At 66.2% G+C, this 17,068-nt stretch carries 14 protein-coding genes and 3 tRNA genes; 16 read left to right on the top strand and 1 reads right to left on the bottom strand.

The genetic code is table 11. From position 1 onward, the window contains the following. Window positions 1-62: 62 nt before the first annotated feature. The 8 genes from HMPREF9056_RS08730 (at window position 63) to HMPREF9056_RS08695 (ending at window position 7,370) form a co-directional block, all read left to right on the top strand. Window positions 63-135: transfer RNA gene (locus HMPREF9056_RS08730), tRNA-Gly, on the top strand. A 37-nt stretch (window positions 136-172) separates the two neighbouring features. Beyond that, window positions 173-243: transfer RNA gene (locus HMPREF9056_RS08725), tRNA-Cys, on the top strand. Window position 244: 1 nt separating this feature from the next. Then, window positions 245-319 (top strand) — tRNA-Val (locus HMPREF9056_RS08720). 113 nt (window positions 320-432) lie between these two features. Beyond that, window positions 433-2,586: an excinuclease ABC subunit UvrC gene (gene uvrC, locus HMPREF9056_RS08715; RefSeq protein WP_009404530.1), complete on the top strand. Its 2,154-nt coding sequence runs from the start codon at window positions 433-435 to the stop codon at window positions 2,584-2,586. A gap of 56 nt (window positions 2,587-2,642) precedes the next feature. Further along, entirely contained in the window at window positions 2,643-2,855 is a 213-nt protein-coding gene (locus HMPREF9056_RS08710) for a molybdopterin-binding protein (protein WP_009404528.1), read from the top strand. A 117-nt stretch (window positions 2,856-2,972) separates the two neighbouring features. Next, window positions 2,973-3,830 (top strand): PRD domain-containing protein, encoded by an 858-nt coding sequence (locus tag HMPREF9056_RS08705; RefSeq protein ID WP_009404526.1) that lies wholly within the window; start codon window positions 2,973-2,975, stop codon window positions 3,828-3,830. 183 nt (window positions 3,831-4,013) lie between these two features. Then, entirely contained in the window at window positions 4,014-5,864 is a 1,851-nt protein-coding gene (locus tag HMPREF9056_RS08700; protein WP_009404524.1) for a beta-glucoside-specific PTS transporter subunit IIABC, read from the top strand. Window positions 5,865-5,918: 54 nt separating this feature from the next. Next, window positions 5,919-7,370: a glycoside hydrolase family 1 protein gene (locus tag HMPREF9056_RS08695; protein ID WP_009404522.1), complete on the top strand. Its 1,452-nt coding sequence runs from the start codon at window positions 5,919-5,921 to the stop codon at window positions 7,368-7,370. Window positions 7,371-7,412: 42 nt separating this feature from the next. Here HMPREF9056_RS08695 and purT read toward each other — a convergent pair whose 3' ends face one another. Beyond that, window positions 7,413-8,699, bottom strand: coding sequence for a formate-dependent phosphoribosylglycinamide formyltransferase (purT, locus tag HMPREF9056_RS08690; RefSeq protein ID WP_009404520.1), 1,287 nt, complete (start codon window positions 8,697-8,699; stop codon window positions 7,413-7,415). Between the two features lie 120 nt (window positions 8,700-8,819). Here purT and rapZ point away from each other — a divergent pair, with 120 nt between their 5' ends. From rapZ to xerD, 8 genes are all read left to right on the top strand, one after another. Then, window positions 8,820-9,794 (top strand): RNase adapter RapZ, encoded by a 975-nt coding sequence (gene rapZ / locus HMPREF9056_RS08685; protein ID WP_009404518.1) that lies wholly within the window; start codon window positions 8,820-8,822, stop codon window positions 9,792-9,794. A 3-nt stretch (window positions 9,795-9,797) separates the two neighbouring features. Further along, window positions 9,798-10,793, top strand: a complete 996-nt coding sequence (gene yvcK, locus HMPREF9056_RS08680; protein WP_009404516.1) for a uridine diphosphate-N-acetylglucosamine-binding protein YvcK — start codon at window positions 9,798-9,800, stop codon at window positions 10,791-10,793. Window positions 10,794-11,074: 281 nt separating this feature from the next. Further along, window positions 11,075-12,055: a DNA-binding protein WhiA gene (gene whiA / locus HMPREF9056_RS08675; RefSeq protein WP_009404512.1), complete on the top strand. Its 981-nt coding sequence runs from the start codon at window positions 11,075-11,077 to the stop codon at window positions 12,053-12,055. Between the two features lie 249 nt (window positions 12,056-12,304). Further along, window positions 12,305-13,312, top strand: coding sequence for a type I glyceraldehyde-3-phosphate dehydrogenase (gene gap, locus HMPREF9056_RS08670; RefSeq protein WP_003784883.1), 1,008 nt, complete (start codon window positions 12,305-12,307; stop codon window positions 13,310-13,312). Between the two features lie 113 nt (window positions 13,313-13,425). Next, window positions 13,426-14,619, top strand: coding sequence for a phosphoglycerate kinase (pgk, locus tag HMPREF9056_RS08665; RefSeq protein WP_034514329.1), 1,194 nt, complete (start codon window positions 13,426-13,428; stop codon window positions 14,617-14,619). Between the two features lie 15 nt (window positions 14,620-14,634). Then, the gene (tpiA, locus tag HMPREF9056_RS08660) at window positions 14,635-15,414 is read left to right on the top strand and encodes a triose-phosphate isomerase (protein ID WP_034514328.1); all 780 of its coding nucleotides are present in this window, start codon (window positions 14,635-14,637) and stop codon (window positions 15,412-15,414) included. A 231-nt stretch (window positions 15,415-15,645) separates the two neighbouring features. Further along, a complete protein-coding gene (secG, locus tag HMPREF9056_RS08655; protein WP_003784896.1) occupies window positions 15,646-15,888 on the top strand; it encodes a preprotein translocase subunit SecG in 243 nt (80 codons plus the stop codon). Between the two features lie 79 nt (window positions 15,889-15,967). After that, on the top strand, window positions 15,968-16,903 hold the full coding sequence (xerD, locus tag HMPREF9056_RS08650; protein ID WP_172635261.1) for a site-specific tyrosine recombinase XerD: 936 nt from the start codon (window positions 15,968-15,970) through the stop codon (window positions 16,901-16,903). The last annotated feature ends 165 nt before the right edge of the window (window positions 16,904-17,068 follow it).

The raw sequence follows: 17,068 nt of genomic DNA, 5'->3' as shown, positions 1-17,068 counted from the left end.
GCGCGATCGTGATGCTATGGTTTTCCAGCACCGAGCGGTTCGGGCGAACCGTGAGGAATCACGCGGATGTGGCTCAGTTGGTAGAGCATCACCTTGCCAAGGTGAGGGTCGCGGGTTCGAGTCCCGTCATCCGCTCCGAGGAGCCGGGAGCGCCCAGCCCCAGCATTCTCATGGTGGGTTGGCCGAGAGGCTAGGCACCGGCCTGCAAAGCCGTTTACACCGGTTCGAATCCGGTACCCACCTCGGGCGATTGGCGCAGCGGGAGCGCGCTTCCCTGACACGGAAGAGGTCACTGGTTCGATCCCAGTATCGCCCACCACACACGAAGGCCTGAGTCCTGCCGGCTCCGGCCTTCGTCGTTTGGGCGGGTGGCGAACCGGTTGTGGAGCAACGCGTCGTGGACGAGGGAGGTTGGCGTCTACCCTAGCGGGCATGGCCGACCCCTCGACGTACCGCCCCGCTCCGGGCGAGATCCCCACGTCCCCGGGCGTCTATCGCTTCCTGGATGGTCAAGGACGCGTCGTCTACGTCGGCAAGGCCAAGAACCTGCGCCAGCGCCTGTCCAGCTACTTCCAGGACCTCACCGCTCTCCACCCGCGCACCCAGAAGATGGTGACCACCGCCTGCGCCGTGGAGTGGACCGTCGTGTCTACTGAGGTCGAGTCCCTCGCCCTGGAGTACTCCTGGATCAAGGAGTTCAACCCCCGCTTCAACGTCATGTACAAGGACGACAAGTCCTATCCCTACCTGGCGGTGACGATGGGGGAGACCTACCCCCGGGTCCAGGTGGTCCGCGGTGCCCGCAAACCCGGCACCCGTTACTTCGGGCCCTTCGTCCAGGTCTGGTCCATCCGCGAGACCGTCGACCAGCTGCTGCGCGTCTTCCCCGTCCGCTCCTGCTCCGCAGGTGTCTTCCGCCGCGCCCAGGCATCGGGACGCCCCTGCTTACTCGGCTACATCGACAAGTGCTCGGCGCCGTGCGTGGGCCGCATCAGCCCGGAGGATCATCGGGCGCTGGCTGAGGACTTCTGTGCCTTCATGGCCGGCCGCACCGGTCCCTATCTGCGCCAGGTGGAGTTTGAGATGAAGGCTGCCGCGGCAGCCCTCGACTTCGAGAAGGCGGCCCGCCTGCGTGACGACGCCGGCGCGCTGCGCAAGGTCATCGAGGGCAACGCCGTCGTCCTGCCAGACGCCACCGATGCCGACGTCTTCGCGCTGGTCCGCGACGAGCTTGAGGCCGCGGTCCAGGTCTTCCACGTGCGCGGCGGCCGGGTACGTGGGCAGCGTGGCTGGGTCATCGACCTCATTGACGACGCCGGAGACGCCGAGCTCATCGAACGCCTCCTTGAGCAGGTCTATGCCTCCCTCCTCGATCCCGCCGACGATGGGGCCATCCACCTGGGTGGGGCCCCCACCTCCTCGGGCACCACCACCTCAGTCGGGGTGGGTGACCGCGCCCCTTCCAATCCTCAGCCTCGCAGCGGACAGAATGGTCCCTCTCACACCTCCTCCAGGCGCAGCGGCGAGTCGGCCGCCACCAGCGTCGACGACGTCGCCCACACGGCCACCACCGCGGTGCCCAGAGAGATCCTGGTCCCCGAGATGCCCAGCAACGCCGCCACCGTGCGTGCCTGGCTGGAAGGGCTTCGCGAGGGGAAGGTCGATCTGCGTGTCCCGAAGCGCGGGGACAAGGCCGCTCTTATGGGCACAGTGCGCAAGAACGCCGAAGAGGCCTTGCGCTTGCACAAGACTCGTCGCGCCGGTGACCTCACCCAAAGGGCCCTGGCACTCGATGAGCTCGCCGAGGCCCTCGACCTGCCTGAGGCGCCCCTGCGTGTCGAGTGCTACGACATCTCCCACACCCAGGGCACTTACCAGGTCGGCTCCATGGTAGTCTTCGAGGACGGTGCGCCGCGCAAGTCGGACTACCGCCGCTTCACGGTGCGTGGCCCGGATGGCAACGGCGCCACTGATGACACTGCGGCCATGCACGAGGTCCTCACCCGGCGGTTCAAACGGCTCATCGCCGAGCAGGGGCAGGGCGAGGCCGCCATCCGGGTGGCCGAGGAGGTCGAGGACGCCGAGGGTGTCGCCGTCGCCTCCGGTCCCATCGACCCTGAGACCGGTCGGGCCCGACGCTTCTCCTACGCGCCCGGGCTGGTCGTCGTCGACGGAGGCCTGCCGCAGGTCAATGCCGCCCGCGCCGTCCTCGACGAGCTCAGCATCGACGTGCCGCTCATCGGACTGGCAAAGCGCCTGGAGGAGGTGTGGGTGCCGGGAGAGGAGTTCCCCGTCATCCTCCCGCGCACGTCCCCGGCCCTCTACCTGCTCCAGCACCTGCGTGACGAGTCCCACCGCTTCGCCATCACCCACCACCGCAAGAAGCGCTCGTCCGGTATGACCCGCTCCGTCCTGGACGGGATCCCCGGTCTGGGACCCGCACGCCAGACTGCGCTCCTGCGAGAGTTCGGTTCCGTCAAACGGATCCGGCAAGCAGATGTGGATGACATCACCCGTGTCAAGGGCATCGGTCCGGCTTTGGCGGGTAGTATTTTGGCTCATCTCAACAGTCCAGATATTGAATAGTAGTGTGATTTCACAGTGCTCTGGACTGGCAGGCATCAACTCGAAAGGAAGCTTTCATGAAGATCTCCGCCCGCAACCAGCTGCCCGGAACCGTCGTCTCCATTGAGAAGGGGGCCGTCAACGGCGTCGTCAAGATTGAGGTTGCTCCCGGCGTCATCATCACCTCCTCCGTCACCAACGCGGCTATCGAGGAGCTCGAGCTGGCAGAGGGAAAGAAGGCGGTTGCTGTCGTCAAGGCGTCCTCCGTCATGGTGGGCCTCCAGGACTGAGTGGGACTGGGTCGGTCACACCGGCATCGGGGCTATCCTGGGTCATCTCCCATCTCGTGCTAGTGGGCGCTCGCTCTTCGCCATTCGGGGGCGAGCGGCTCATGGCACAATCAGTTCGTGGAGATACTGCGGGTGCTCAACAACAATGTCGTGCTCGCGCGCGACGAGATTGGGCGTGAGGCGATCCTGACTGGCCGAGGCCTCGGCTTTCAGCGCAAGCGCGGCCAGGACGTCGACGCCTCTCTCATCTCCCGTCGCTACGTCCTGGCCGATAACGCCCAATCGGTGGCGGAGGTTATCGCCGGGATCCCGCTGGAGCGCTTGGCACTCATCGAGCGGGTCTTCCGTAAGGCGGCCCGGGGCCTGAACACGGATGTTCCCTCCTCGACCCTGATCGCCGTCGTCGACCACATCAACCAGGCCATGGAGCGCGTTCGCCAAGGGTTAGCCATGGACTATCCGCTGCGCGCCGAGGTCGCCCACCTGCATCCCGAGGAACTGCAGCTGGCCGAGGCCATGGTCGAGGAGATCAACGCCGCGCAGGAGGTCCAGCTGCCTGGCGGTGAGGCTGTCGCACTGGCCCTCCACCTCTTCACCGCTGCCATCGGTGCTCCCTCGGCCCAGGCCGCCAGTGAGCAGTCGAGACTCATTGGTCAGGTCATGGGACTGCTGGAGAAGTCCTTTGGTGAAGCCTTTGATGCGGACTCCGTCAACGCTGCGCGCTTCGCGGTCCACCTGCGCTACTTCCTGGTGCGCGCACGCACCGCGGTGCAGATCGAGGATGGTACGTCCTCCCTGGTCGCTGAGGCCCTGCGCACCTCCGACCCCGATGCCTACAGGGTGGCCCGGCGTATCAGGGATCTGCTGGAGATTCGCCTGAACACCATCGTCACTGATGATGAGACCGCCTACCTCGCCCTGCACATCGCACGGCTGACCTCTTCCCTGCAGCAGACCACGCAGAGTGATGCGTAGCACAGAATTCTGTCTTGTTCGGTGGTCCGATCGTTTATATTGTTTCTAGTGAATTTCGACGAGGAATTCGTAGGATTGTGACCCGGCCGGGGCAAGACCTGAGACACTCCAGCGTTCACGCGCTGTCACTGTCTCGGGTCTTTTTTGTTTCCTGGAAGCGGTCGCTCACTCAGGAGGACATCAATGGCGAAGGTCGACTATGCGGCGCTGGCGCCGCGGCTGCTGAACAATGTCGGAGGTGAGGAGAACATCGCCTCCATGACCCACTGCGCAACCCGTATGCGATTCGTCCTCAAGGACGAGTCCAAGGCCTCCACCGAGGCTGTTAAAGCACTCGACGGCGTCGTCACTGTGGTACAGGCCGGCGGCCAGTACCAGGTGGTCATCGGCAACGACGTGCCGCTGCTCCACGAAGAACTGGTCAGGCTCACCAACCTGACCGGCGACGTCGATGAATCGACCGGCAACGACGGCAACCTGTTCGACCGGTTCATCAAGATGGTCTCGGCCCTCATCAACCCCGTGGTGTGGACGCTTGCGGGAACGGGCCTCATCAAGGCATTTCTGACACTGACAACTACGCTGGGATGGCTGAAGGAGGACTCGACCACCCACACGATCCTCAATGCCGCGGGTGACTCAGCCCTGTACTTCCTACCGATCCTGCTGGCCATCACCTCGGCGCGCTACTTCAAAGCCAATGAGATGACGGCCGTCGCCCTGGCCGGAGCCCTGGTGTATCCCGAGATCGTCGCGCTCAACGACGCCGGTGGCCAGGTCACCTTCTTCGGTATTCCGGTGGTCATGGCCTCCTACACGTCCTCGCTTGTCCCGATCATTGTGGCCGTGTGGTTCCAGTCCCATCTACAGCGTTGGTTGACCAGGATTCTGCCCTCAGCCATCCGCAACTTCTCAGTGCCGTTGCTCGTGCTGCTCGTCATGGTCCCCCTGACCCTCATCACCGTCGGCCCGGTGACGACCACGGCATCGAACGGCATCGCCTCATTGATGAACGCGCTTTTCGAGCACGTGCCCTGGGTGGCCGGAGCCGTCATGGGAGCCTTCTGGCAGGTCTTTGTCATGTTCGGCGTGCACTGGGGACTGGTGCCGGTCATGATCGCCCAGTACAACGACCCGGGCTTCTCCCTCATGGCGGGACCGATCTTCCCCGCTGTTCTGGCCCAGGCGGCAGCGACCCTCGGCGTCATGATCCGCACGCGCAGCAAGAAGATGCGGGAGCTGGCCGGACCTGCCTCGCTGTCCGGGTTCCTGGCCGGCATCACCGAGCCCGGGATCTACGGTGTCAACCTGCCTCTCAAACGTCCCTTCCTCTACGGCTGCATCGGTGGTGCCGTGGGTGGCGTCATTGTCGCAGCAGGAAACGGTGCCTCCACCTCCTTCGTCTTCCCCTCCCTCATCGGTGTTCCTGCGCTGATCAACCACGGAAACCTCGTCCTGGTCGTCATCGGTATGGCCGTCGCCGTCGTCATCTCCCTGGCTCTCACCCTCGTCCTCGGATTCAAGGACCCGGCATCGGATGAGCCCTCCACGGCCGTGTCCGAAGAGAGTGATGCCGAGTCCACCACCGCGCTCACCTCACCGATGAACGGATCCGCCATGCCGCTGGAGAACGTCGCCGACCCGGTCTTCTCCTCCGGAGCTCTCGGCAACGGAGTCGGCATCATCCCCTCCGATGGTCACGTCGTCGCACCGGCATCTGGGACCGTCGTCACCGCCATGGACTCCGGCCATGCCTATGGCATCAAGACCGACGACGGTGTGGAGGTCCTCATCCACGTCGGCCTGGACACCGTCAATCTCAAGGGAGAGGGGTTCACCCCCAAAGTGAGCGCCGGTGAACGAGTCGGGCGTGGTGAGGCTCTGGTGGACGCTGATCTCAAGGTGGTTCGCGATGCCGGCTACGACCCCACCACGATCCTCGTCGTCACCAACACCGCCTCGTTGGGCGCCGTCGTCCCGATCGTTGATGGCGAGGTCACCATCAGTACCACCGTGGTCGAGATCGACCACTGAACCGATACCTCACCGATGAACCGAAACTGAGAGAACACATCAGGAGACACGCACATGACCGCCACGTCCACTACTTCCGAGAGCAATCCGAACTTCCCCGGCGGCTTCCTGTGGGGCGGGGCCACCGCCGCCAACCAGATCGAGGGCGCCTACAACGAGGGCGGCAAGGGCCTGTCCGTTCAGGACGTTATGCCTCGGGGCATCATGGCCCCGCCCACCCAGGCCCCCACAGCGGATAATCTCAAGCTCGAGGCGATCGACTTCTATCACCGCTACGTCGAGGACATCGCCCTGTTCGCGGAGATGGGTTTCAAGGTCTTCCGCTTCTCCATCGCCTGGAGCCGCATCTTCCCGCTCGGCGACGAGACCGAGCCCAACGAGGAGGGACTGGCCTTCTACGACCGGGTCCTCGACGAGCTCGAGAAGCACGGAATTGAGCCGCTGGTCACCATCAGCCACTACGAGACCCCGCTGCACCTGGCTCGCACCTACGACGGCTGGACCGACCGCCGCCTCATCGGCTTCTTCGAGCGCTATGCCCGCACCTTGTTCGAGCGCTATGGTAAACGGGTCAAGTACTGGCTCACCTTCAACGAGATCAACTCCGTGCTCCACGAGCCCTTCCTATCCGGAGGCATCGCCACCCCCAAGGCCAAGCTCAGTGAGCAGGACCTCTACCAAGCCATCCACCACGAACTCGTCGCCTCCGCGGCCGCCACCAGGATCGCCCACGAGCTCAACCCCGACATCCAGATCGGCTGCATGATCCTGGCGGTGCCCACCTACCCGCTCACCCCGGACCCCCGCGATGTATGGGCCGCCAAGCAGGTTGAGCGCTCCAACTACGCCTTCGGGGACATCCACGTGCGCGGCGAGTACCCCGGCTACCTGCGGCGGACGCTGCGGGACAAGGGCATCGAGCTGGAGATCACCGAGGAGGACCGCGCACTGCTGCGGGAGCACACCGTCGACTTCGTGTCCTTCTCCTACTACATGTCCGTGTGCGAGACCGTCACCCAGTCGGCCGAGGCCGGCAAGGGCAACCTCATGGGTGGGGTTCCCAACCCCACTCTCGAGGCCTCCGAGTGGGGCTGGCAGATCGACCCGGCGGGCCTGCGCACCATCCTGAACGACTACTGGGACCGCTGGGGCAAGCCCCTGTTCATCGTCGAGAACGGCCTGGGGGCCAAGGACGTCCTCGTGGAGGGAACTGACGGCCCCACGGTCGAGGACGACTACCGCATCGCCTACATGAACGACCATCTCCTCCAGGTCCGGGAGGCCATTGCCGACGGCGTGCAGGTCCTGGGCTACACCTCCTGGGGCTGTATCGACCTGGTCTCGGCCTCCACAGCCCAGATGTCCAAGCGCTACGGCTTCATCTACGTGGATCGCGACGACGACGGCAGCGGCACCCAGGCCCGGTACCGCAAGAAGTCCTTCGACTGGTACCGCGACGTCATCGCCTCCAACGGGGTAGCACTCGTGCCTCCGACGCAGGAGTAGACGGGGACTGTCTGCCGAGGCCTCGCAGTCCGGGTGACCGGCTCAGACGCTGGGACGGATCGCTCGGGCAGCGGCGCGCGCTCGGTCACCGGCGATCTGGACGTCGTCGGCGCAGACCACGACGACGCCCAGCCGCCGACCCGGGTGGGCCTCGGGCTTGCCGAACAGGCGCAGGTCCACACCGTGCTGCATGAGTGCCTCATCAAGGCCGGCGAAGCTCACTCCCTCACCGTGCGCGGAGTCACCGGTGGCCTTGATGGTTACCGAGGCGCCGGGGGAGCGCAGCAAGGTGTCCACGGGCAACCCCAGCAGAGCTCGGGCGTGCAGCTCGAACTCACTGAGTCGCTGGCTCGCCAAGGTCACCAGGCCGGTGTCATGCGGGCGGGGCGAGACCTCAGAGAAGAGGACCTCCTCCCCGCGGATGAACAGCTCGACGCCGAACAGACCCCAGCCGCCCAGCGCCGCGGTCACGGCCTCGGCCACCTGCTGGGCCCGTTTCAGGGCAGCCTGGTTCAGGCTCTGTGGCTGCCAGGACTCGACGTAGTCTCCGTCGACCTGCCGGTGCCCGATCGGTTCGCAGAAGCTCGTCACCGTCTCGCCAGTGCCTGGATGACGCCAGCGCACCGTGAGCAGAGTGATCTCGGTGTCGAAGCGGACAAAGCCCTCCACAATGACCCGGCCACGGTTGATCCGTCCGTCGGCTGCCGCATAGCGCCATGCCGCCTCCAGGTCCTCCGGGCCGCGCACCACCGACTGGCCGTGGCCCGACGACGACATGACCGGCTTGACCACGCACGGGAAGCCCACCTGCTGGGCGCCTGCCACCAGTTCCTCCAGACAGGAGGCGAAGGCGTAGGGACTGGTCGGCAGTCCCAGCTCCTCAGCCGCCAGACGGCGGATCCCCTCACGGTTCATCGTCAGCTGCACCGCGCGGGCCGTGGGCACCACCCGCACCTCGCCGGCCTGCTCCAGGGCCACGAGGGCGTCGGTTGCCAGTGCCTCGATCTCGGGGACCACGATGGTGGCGCCGCTGGAACGGATGGCCGCGGTGAGCGCCTCGGGGTCGCTCATGTCCACCGTCAGGGCGTTGTGGGCCACCTGCTGGGCCGGGGCCCCGTCATAGCGGTCGATAGCCGTGATCTCTACTCCGAGACGGCTGAGCGCAATCGTCACCTCCTTACCGATCTCACCGGCACCCAGCAGTGCCACCTTCGTCGCGCTGCGAGTCCAGGGCGTGCCCAGGACCGGGGCACCGGGTTGCGGCGTCGGAGTCTCCTGGGACGCGGACGGGGATGAAGGGGCCTGATCGGACATGCGGGAGGGGCTCATGGGACCTCCTGGCGTCTGGGTGCCGAGAACCGGCGAGAACGTGTACGGGCAACGGTGAAACGCTACCGGTAATCCGGCGTCGGCGGCGGATAGTGCCCCCGGACGTGCGATGCTTGGGACATGCATGACGAGCGCCGCCCCCAGTCTTCCTCCGGCAAGCGCAAGCGGTTTCAGGACACGGTTCCTATCGAGATCCCGGCCCTCGATGAGGCCACCCCTCCGGTTCCGCCCGCTGAGCGGCCCGAGCTGATCATTGTCACAGGCATGTCCGGCGCCGGGCGCTCACGCGCGGCCAACGCCCTGGAGGACCTCGACTGGTACGTGGTGGACAACCTTCCGCCCCAGCTGCTGCCGGCTCTGTCCGGCATGATGACGACTGTTGGAGCCGGCGTGCACCGGTTGGCCGCCGTGGTCGACGTGCGCAGCCGGGAGTTCTTCTCCCACTTCATGGACTACCTGCGCAAGGTCCGGGACAACGGCACAGACGTGCGGCTCATCTTCCTGGACGCCTCCGACGCCGCCCTGGTCAGGCGCTTCGAGTCCTCGCGCCGGCCCCACCCGCTGCAGGGCAATGGCTCCGTTCTCGACGGTATCGAGCACGAGCGCACTCTCCTCGGAGGGCTGCGTGGTGTGGCCGACATCGTCATCGACACCTCCAGCTACTCCGTCCACGACCTGGCCCGGCGGGTGCGCGAGCTCGTGGCGCACGAGTCGGACCTGGCTCTACGTATCAACGTCATGTCCTTCGGGTTCAAGTACGGCATCCCCCTGGACGCCGACCATGTCCTGGACGTGCGCTTCATCCCCAACCCCTACTGGGTCTCCGAGCTACGCCACCTCACCGGTCGAGACTCTCCGGTGGCCGACTATGTCTTTGCCCAAAAGGGCGCGGCCGCCTTCGTCGACGGATATGCGGATCTGCTCATTCCCGCACTTCCGCAGTATGTTGATGAGCTCAAGCCTCACGTTACCCTGGCGGTGGGCTGTACCGGCGGCAAGCACCGCTCCGTGGCCTCGGCGGAGAGGCTCGGGGTCAGGCTGCGCAGAGCGGGCTTCGAGGTTGTCGTCCAGCACCGTGACCTGGGACGGGAGTAGGCAGTGGGAACGACGATCGATGTGGCGGGGTGGCCCCGTCGCGGTGAGGAGGGCCCCGCCGTCGTCGCACTGGGAGGAGGCCACGGCCTATCGGCCACGCTTCGGGCTCTGAAGCACATCAGTCACCGGCTTACCGCCGTCGTCACCGTCGCTGACGACGGCGGCTCCTCGGGGCGCCTGCGCCGAGAGTTCGACTGCCTGCCGCCGGGAGACCTGCGGATGGCGCTGGCGTCTCTGTGCGACGACTCCGAGTGGGGCCTGACCTGGCGCGACGTGCTCCAGCACCGTTTCGAGGGGCAGGGTGAGCTCGATAACCACGCGCTGGGAAACCTGCTCATCCTGGCCCTGTGGCAGCTGCTCGGAGACGACGTCGCCGGGCTCGACTGGGTGGGGCGCCTGCTGACGATCCATGGCCGGGTCGTGCCTATGTCCTCCTCGCCTCTGGTTATCGAGGCGGACATCGTCTCGGGAGGAACCAGCCGTAGAGTCAGCGGGCAGGTGGCTGTGGCCTCGGCCCGAGGACGTCTGGAGAACGTGGGAATGGTTCCTCAGGACGCCGATGCCCACCCGGAGGCGCTGCGTGCCATCGATGAGGCGGACTGGGTGGTCCTGGGGCCGGGCTCCTGGTACACCTCGGTGCTTCCTCACCTCATCCTGCCCGCCATGCGTCAGGCGCTGGTGAACACCTCGGCCCGCAAGGTCGTGGTCCTCAACCTCTCCGCGCAGCAGGGCGAGACCGATGGTATGACCAGTGCTGACCATCTACGGGTTCTGAGGCAGTACGCACCCGATCTGCGCCTGGACGTGGTGCTGGCCGATCCGTCAACCGTCGAGGACGTTGACGATCTCGAGGCGGTAGCCTCGGTGATGGGGGCGGCCGTCGTCCTGCGGCAGGTGCGTACCGGTGAGGCCCTGTGCCACCACGACCCGCTGCGCCTGGCGGCCGCCTTCCGGGACGCCTTCGAGGGGGCGCTGGGGGATGTCACCGACAAGGCCTGATGGATCATGTCAATACGGATCACAGTGAATCGTGACAATGGACTCATTGAAGAATCCTGATGCTCGCCATCGTTCATAATTCTCCGCGGCCCCGCCCAGCCAGCAGCAGGGTGCTACTGCTAGGAATTTTCTTAGATGAGCCTCCGGCCGCACCACGTGCCTTCGTCCCGCCTGCTTCGCTTGCTGCCGGTCCGTGTCCTCGTGAGTGACACACCGACTGGACTCGAGTGCCACCAGCAGCTTCAACCACTTCATCAGAACCGATCACGAGGAGCCCACCTATGTCGCTGACGGTTACCGTCAAGGATGAGCTCGCGCTCGTCGTCACCGAGAACGCCGCCCAACGACGGGCGGAGGTCTCTGCGATGCTGCGCTTCGCCGGGGGGCTGCACATCGTCTCCGGGCGCATCGTCGTCGAGGCCGAGCTCGACCACGGCGGAGCTGTACGCCGGCTGCACCAGCACCTCAAGGAGCTCTACGGAATGGAGCCCGAGGTCATGGTGGTTCAGGGCGGCTCCCTGCACCGAGGATCTCGCTATGTGCTGCGGGTGACTCAGCGGGGCAAGGACCTGGCCCGGCTCTCAGGGCTGGTCGACGATCGTGGACGTCCGGTGCGCGGCATGCCGGTCGCCGTCGTTCAAGGAGGGCGCAACGCCGCTGCCGCCGCCTGGCGCGGCGCGTTCCTGGCCCGCGGTTCGCTGACTGAGCCCGGCCGGTCCTCCTCCCTGGAGGTCACCTGTCCCGGATCCGAGGCCGCACTGGCCCTTGTCGGGGCTGCACGGCGCTTCGATATCTCCGCCAAGGCGCGGGAGGTGCGCGGGGCCGACCGTGTCGTCGTTCGTGACGGAGAGGCCATCGGTATCCTCCTGGAGAGGATGGGGGCGCCGGAGGCTTTCAAGGTGTGGGCCGAGCGCCGATCCCGGCGCGAGTCGCGGGGGACCGCCAACCGCCTGGCCAACTTCGACGACGCGAACCTGCGTCGTTCGGCCCGCGCTGCGGTGGCCTCAGGGGCTCGGGTCGAACGTGCCTTCGAGATCCTGGGGGATGACGTCCCTGTTCACCTGCTTCAGGCCGGTCGGCTGCGCATCGCGCACAAGCAGGCGTCCTTGGAGGAGCTTGGCCAGCTCTCCGACCCGCAGCTGACCAAGGACGCCGTTGCCGGACGCATTCGCCGGCTTCTGGCCATGGCGGACAAGCAGGCGCACGAGCTGGGCATCCCTGACACCGAGTCGGTTCTCACTCAGGAGATGCTCGAGCCCTGAGCATAGAATGGGACCTCGGTCCTGGCTCTAGGGGTGGTCGATGGTCATGGCTGCCGCAGAGGCTGGTTTGTGCATCACAGTGTTCGCCCGTGGCGTGGTCGACGGCTCCCAGCGGCTGCCCAGTGTGGCTAGACTCTGCCGTGCCGGAGCTGAATCGGATGTGAGCTGAAGATGTTCCGGAGCACACGCTGTGTGTGAGAAGAGCCCAGCAACCGTGCGCCGCCAACCGGCGCACTAGGAGGACACAAAGTGACCACCCGCGTTGGTATTAACGGCTTCGGCCGGATCGGCCGCAACTTCTTCCGTGCCGCCCTCGAGCAGGGCGCCGACATCGAGGTTGTCGCCGTCAACGACCTGACGGACAACAAGACCCTGGCCCACCTGCTCAAGTATGACTCGATCCTCGGTCGTTTCAACGGCGAGGTCTCCTACGACGAGGATGGCATCACCGTCAACGGCAAGCACATCAAGGTGCTCGCTCAGCGCAACCCCGCCGACCTGCCCTGGGGCGACCTGGGCGTCGAGGTCGTCGTGGAGTCCACCGGCTTCTTCACCGACGGCGAGAAGGCCAAGGCCCACCTCGATGGTGGCGCCAAGAAGGTCGTCATCTCCGCTCCCGCCAAGAACGTCGACGGCACCTTCGTCATGGGTGTCAACGAGGGCGACTACGACAACGCCACGATGAACATCGTGTCCAACGCCTCGTGCACCACCAACTGCCTCGCCCCCCTGGCCAAGGTTCTCCACGAGAACTTCGGCATCGAGCGCGGCATCATGACCACCATCCACTCCTACACGGGTGACCAGCGCGTTCTCGACGCCCCGCACAGCGACCTGCGCCGTGCTCGCGCCGCCGCGCTGAACATGATCCCCACCAAGACCGGTGCCGCTCAGGCCGTGGCCCTCGTCCTGCCCGCCCTCAAGGGCAAGTTCGACGGTCTGGCCGTGCGCGTCCCCACCCCGACCGGCTCGCTGACCGACCTGACCTTCATCGCCGAGAAGGAGGTCTCCGTCGACGCCGTCAAGGCCGCCGTCAAGGCCGCCGCCGAGGGTGAGCTCAAGGGCGTTCTCGAGTACACCGAGGACCCGATCGTCTCCACCGACATCGTGGGCAACCCGCACACCTCGATCTTCGACGCCACCGAGACTAAGGTCATCGGCAACCTCGTCAAGGTCCTCTCCTGGTACGACAACGAGTGGGGCTACTCCAACGCCCTGGTCCGCCTGACCGCCCTGGTCGGCTCCAAGCTCGCCTGAGACCAGACCGAGAGCATGACTCTCTAGGAGACGGCGCCCGCGCCACGCTATGCGTGCGCGGGCGCCGTCCGTCCGATCCCCAATACCATCACCCACAACCGATGAGAGGCTTTATGAAGACCATCGAGTCCCTGGGCGACCTCAAGGGCAAGCGAGTCCTGGTCCGCTCCGACTTCAATGTGCCGCTGGACGCCGACAAGAACATCACCGACGACGGCCGCATCCAGGCGGCTCTGCCCACCCTGCGTACCCTGCTCGACGCCGGCGCCAAGGTGATCATCACCGCCCACCTAGGGCGTCCCAAGGGGCAGGTCAATCCCGACTACTCCCTGGCTCCTGTCGCCAAGCGCCTCGCCGAGGTCACCGGTGCCAAGGTGACCCTCGCCGAGGACACCGTCGGTGAGTCCGCCAAGGCGGCCGTCGCCGCTGCCGGCGACGGTGAGATCGTCCTGCTGGAGAACGTGCGATTCAACGCCGCCGAGACCTCGAAGGACGACGCTGAGCGGGAGGCCTTCGCCGCCGAGCTCGCCGCCCTGGCCGATGTCTTCGTCTCCGACGGCTTCGGTGTCGTTCACCGCAAGCAGGCCTCCGTCTACGATGTCGCCAAGCTGCTGCCCTCGGCGGCCGGTCTGCTCGTCGTCAAGGAGATCGAGTCCCTGGGGCGCGCCGTCAACGACCCCGAGCGCCCCTACACCGTTGTGCTCGGTGGCTCCAAGGTCTCCGACAAGCTCGGCGTCATCTCCAACCTGCTGGGTAAGGCCGACCGTCTCCTCATCGGTGGCGGTATGGCCTACACCTTCCTGGCCGCCCAAGGCTACGAGGTGGGCACCTCCCTGCTGGAGAAGGACCAGATCGAGACCGTCAAGGGCTACCTGGAGACCGCCAAGGCCAACGGCGTCGAGCTTCTCCTGCCCGTTGACACCGTTGTGGCTCCGACCTTCGCCGCGGATGCCCCTGCCGCCGTCGTGCTCTCCAACGAGCTGCCTGCTGACCAGATGGGGCTGGACATCGGTCCCAAGACACGGGGGCTCTTCGCCGACGCCATTGCCACCTCCAAGACCGTGGTGTGGAACGGCCCCATGGGCGTCTTCGAGTTCCCGGCCTTCGCCGAGGGCACCAAGGCCGTGGCCAAGGCGATCTCCGAGTCCGACGCCTTCTCCGTCATCGGTGGTGGCGACTCCGCCGCGGCCGTGCGCACGCTCGGCTTCGATGAGGCTACGTTCTCCCACATTTCCACCGGTGGTGGTGCCTCCCTCGAGCTCCTCGAGGGCAAGACCCTGCCCGGTATCGCAGTGCTCGAAGACTGAAGGAAGGCAACCTAGATGAGCAATCGCACTCCGCTCATGGCGGGCAACTGGAAGATGAACCTCGACCACCTCGAGGCCAACCATCTCGTCCAGGGCCTGGCCATGGAGCTCAAGGACCACGACCACGACTATGCCAAGTGCGAGGTCCTCGTGATCCCGCCCTTCACGGACATCCGCACCGTGCAGACCATCGTCGAGGCCGACTCCCTGAGCGTCAAGTACGGCGCCCAGGACGTCTCCACCCACGACAACGGCGCCTACACCGGTGAGATCTCCACCGAGATGCTCGCCAAGCTCGGCTGCAGCTACGTGGTCATGGGCCACTCCGAGCGCCGCGAGTACCACGGCGAGTCCGACGCCCTTGTGGGTGCCAAGGCTCGCAAGGTGCTCGACGCCGGTATGACACCCATCCTGTGCTGCGGTGAGGCCCTCGAGATCCGCAAGGCGGGCACCCACGTCGAGTTCGTCCTGGGGCAGATCCGCGCAGCCCTGGAGGGGTGGAGCGGCGAGGACGTCGCCAAGATCGTCATCGCCTACGAGCCCATCTGGGCCATCGGCACTGGCGAGACCGCCACCGCCGAGGACGCCCAGGAGGTGTGCGGAGCGATCCGTGAGGCCCTGCGCGCCGACTACGGTGACGCCACCGCCGATGCCACCCGTATCCTCTATGGTGGCTCCGCCAAGCCCGGCAACATCAAGGAGCTCATGGCCCAGCCCGATGTCGACGGTGCGCTTGTCGGCGGAGCCTCCCTCAAGGCCGACTCCTTCGCCGCCATGGCGGGCTTCTACTCCTGAGCAGCCTGGGTCTCGATGAGGGTCCGGCTGCCACCGGTTCCCCGCAGACTCTCAGCACTCATAGCCAGGGTCCCGGACACCTCACACCACGCGGTGTCCGGGACCCGACGTGTTGCAGGTAGACTGCCAGGCGGGCAGGTGGGGGCGCACGTCTCCTTCGAGGACCGCGTCGGCCCCAAACGGCGTGAGGCCCCCACAGCAAGACGAAACCAACGACGAAGGGAATGCGGCGTGAACGTGGTGCGTATCGTCCTTCAGGTGCTGCTCGTCCTCTCGAGCTTCTTCCTCATCATGTCGATCCTCCTGCACAAGGGCAAGGGAGGCGGTCTGTCGGACATGTTCGGCGGCGGCATCTCCTCCTCAGCCGGATCCTCCGGCGTGGCCGAGCGCAACCTCGACCGCATCACCGTGGCCGTGGCCATCACCTGGACGATCACGATCGTCGGGCTCGGCCTGGTCGCCAAGCTCGGCTGAGCATCGGCTGGCTGCGACGAGCACGGCGAAGACGACGGCCGCGGCCGTCGGTACCACCCAGGATCCGCGTGGCGACGCTCTGGACCGGGCGCTACGCGGCTACCTCGCGCATCTGCGCGTCGAGCGTGGGCTGAGCCCCCACACCCTGAGTGCCTACGAGCGCGATCTGGGCCGCTACCTGCGCTATCTGAGAACCGGCGGCATCGAGGCCCCGCAGGAGGTGAGCCGCAACGACGTGACCGGCTTCCTCGAGGCGCTGCGCACCGGAGCCGACGGCGCCCGCCCACTGGCCTCGTCGTCGGCCTCCAGAACTGTCACCGCCGTACGCGGCTGGCACAAGTTTCTCCTGGCCGAGGGCACCACCTCGCAGGACCCCTCGGCCACAGTGCGCCCGCCTCAGCCCGGCAGGCGGCTACCCAAGGCCCTGAGCATCGAGGAGGTCCGCCGCCTTCTGGAAGCCGCCAGTATCGACGATTCCCCGGTGAGTCTGCGGGACCGGGCACTGCTGGAGGTCCTCTACGCCACCGGCGCCCGCATTTCCGAGGCGGTCGGGCTCGTCGTCGACGATCTCGACGCCGACTCCAGGCTGCTGCGACTGTTCGGCAAAGGACGCAAGGAACGCGTGGTCCCCATGGGCACCTACGCCTGGGAGGCGCTTGACGCCTACCTGGTTCGAGGCCGGCCGGCCTTGGCGGAGAAGGGCAGGGGAGTACCGCAGGTCTTCCTCAACACCCTGGGCAGGCCCCTGAGCCGGCAGAGCGCCTGGGCCGTCTTGCAGCAGGCTGCAGAGCGAGCTGGGCTCACCGGAGCCGGAGCCTCCACCGAGCGTCACATCTCGCCTCACACCCTGCGGCACTCCTTCGCCACCCACCTGCTGGCCGGAGGCGCGGACGTGCGCGTCGTCCAGGAGATGCTCGGACACGCCTCGGTCACCACCACCCAGATCTACACGAAGGTCACCGTCGACCACCTGCGGGAGGTCTACGCCACCAGCCATCCGCGAGCGCTGGTATGAAGCCTCTGATCCAGGTTCTGGTGTGCCATAGGATCCGCTTTTTCGTGAAGAAATCCTGAGTGTGGACCGGATTCCATCTGAAAGTAGGATCGTGCTCGGGGTGTTCTCTGGCGTGTCCCGTCTGAACTGGGCGAGGTGGGGTGGCTTTCGACTAGGCTGGATATC

It is taken from the genome of Actinomyces sp. oral taxon 170 str. F0386 (genome assembly GCF_000195595.1).
Taxonomy (GTDB): domain Bacteria; phylum Actinomycetota; class Actinomycetes; order Actinomycetales; family Actinomycetaceae; genus Actinomyces.
This window is presented reverse-complemented; position numbering and strand designations above follow the sequence as displayed.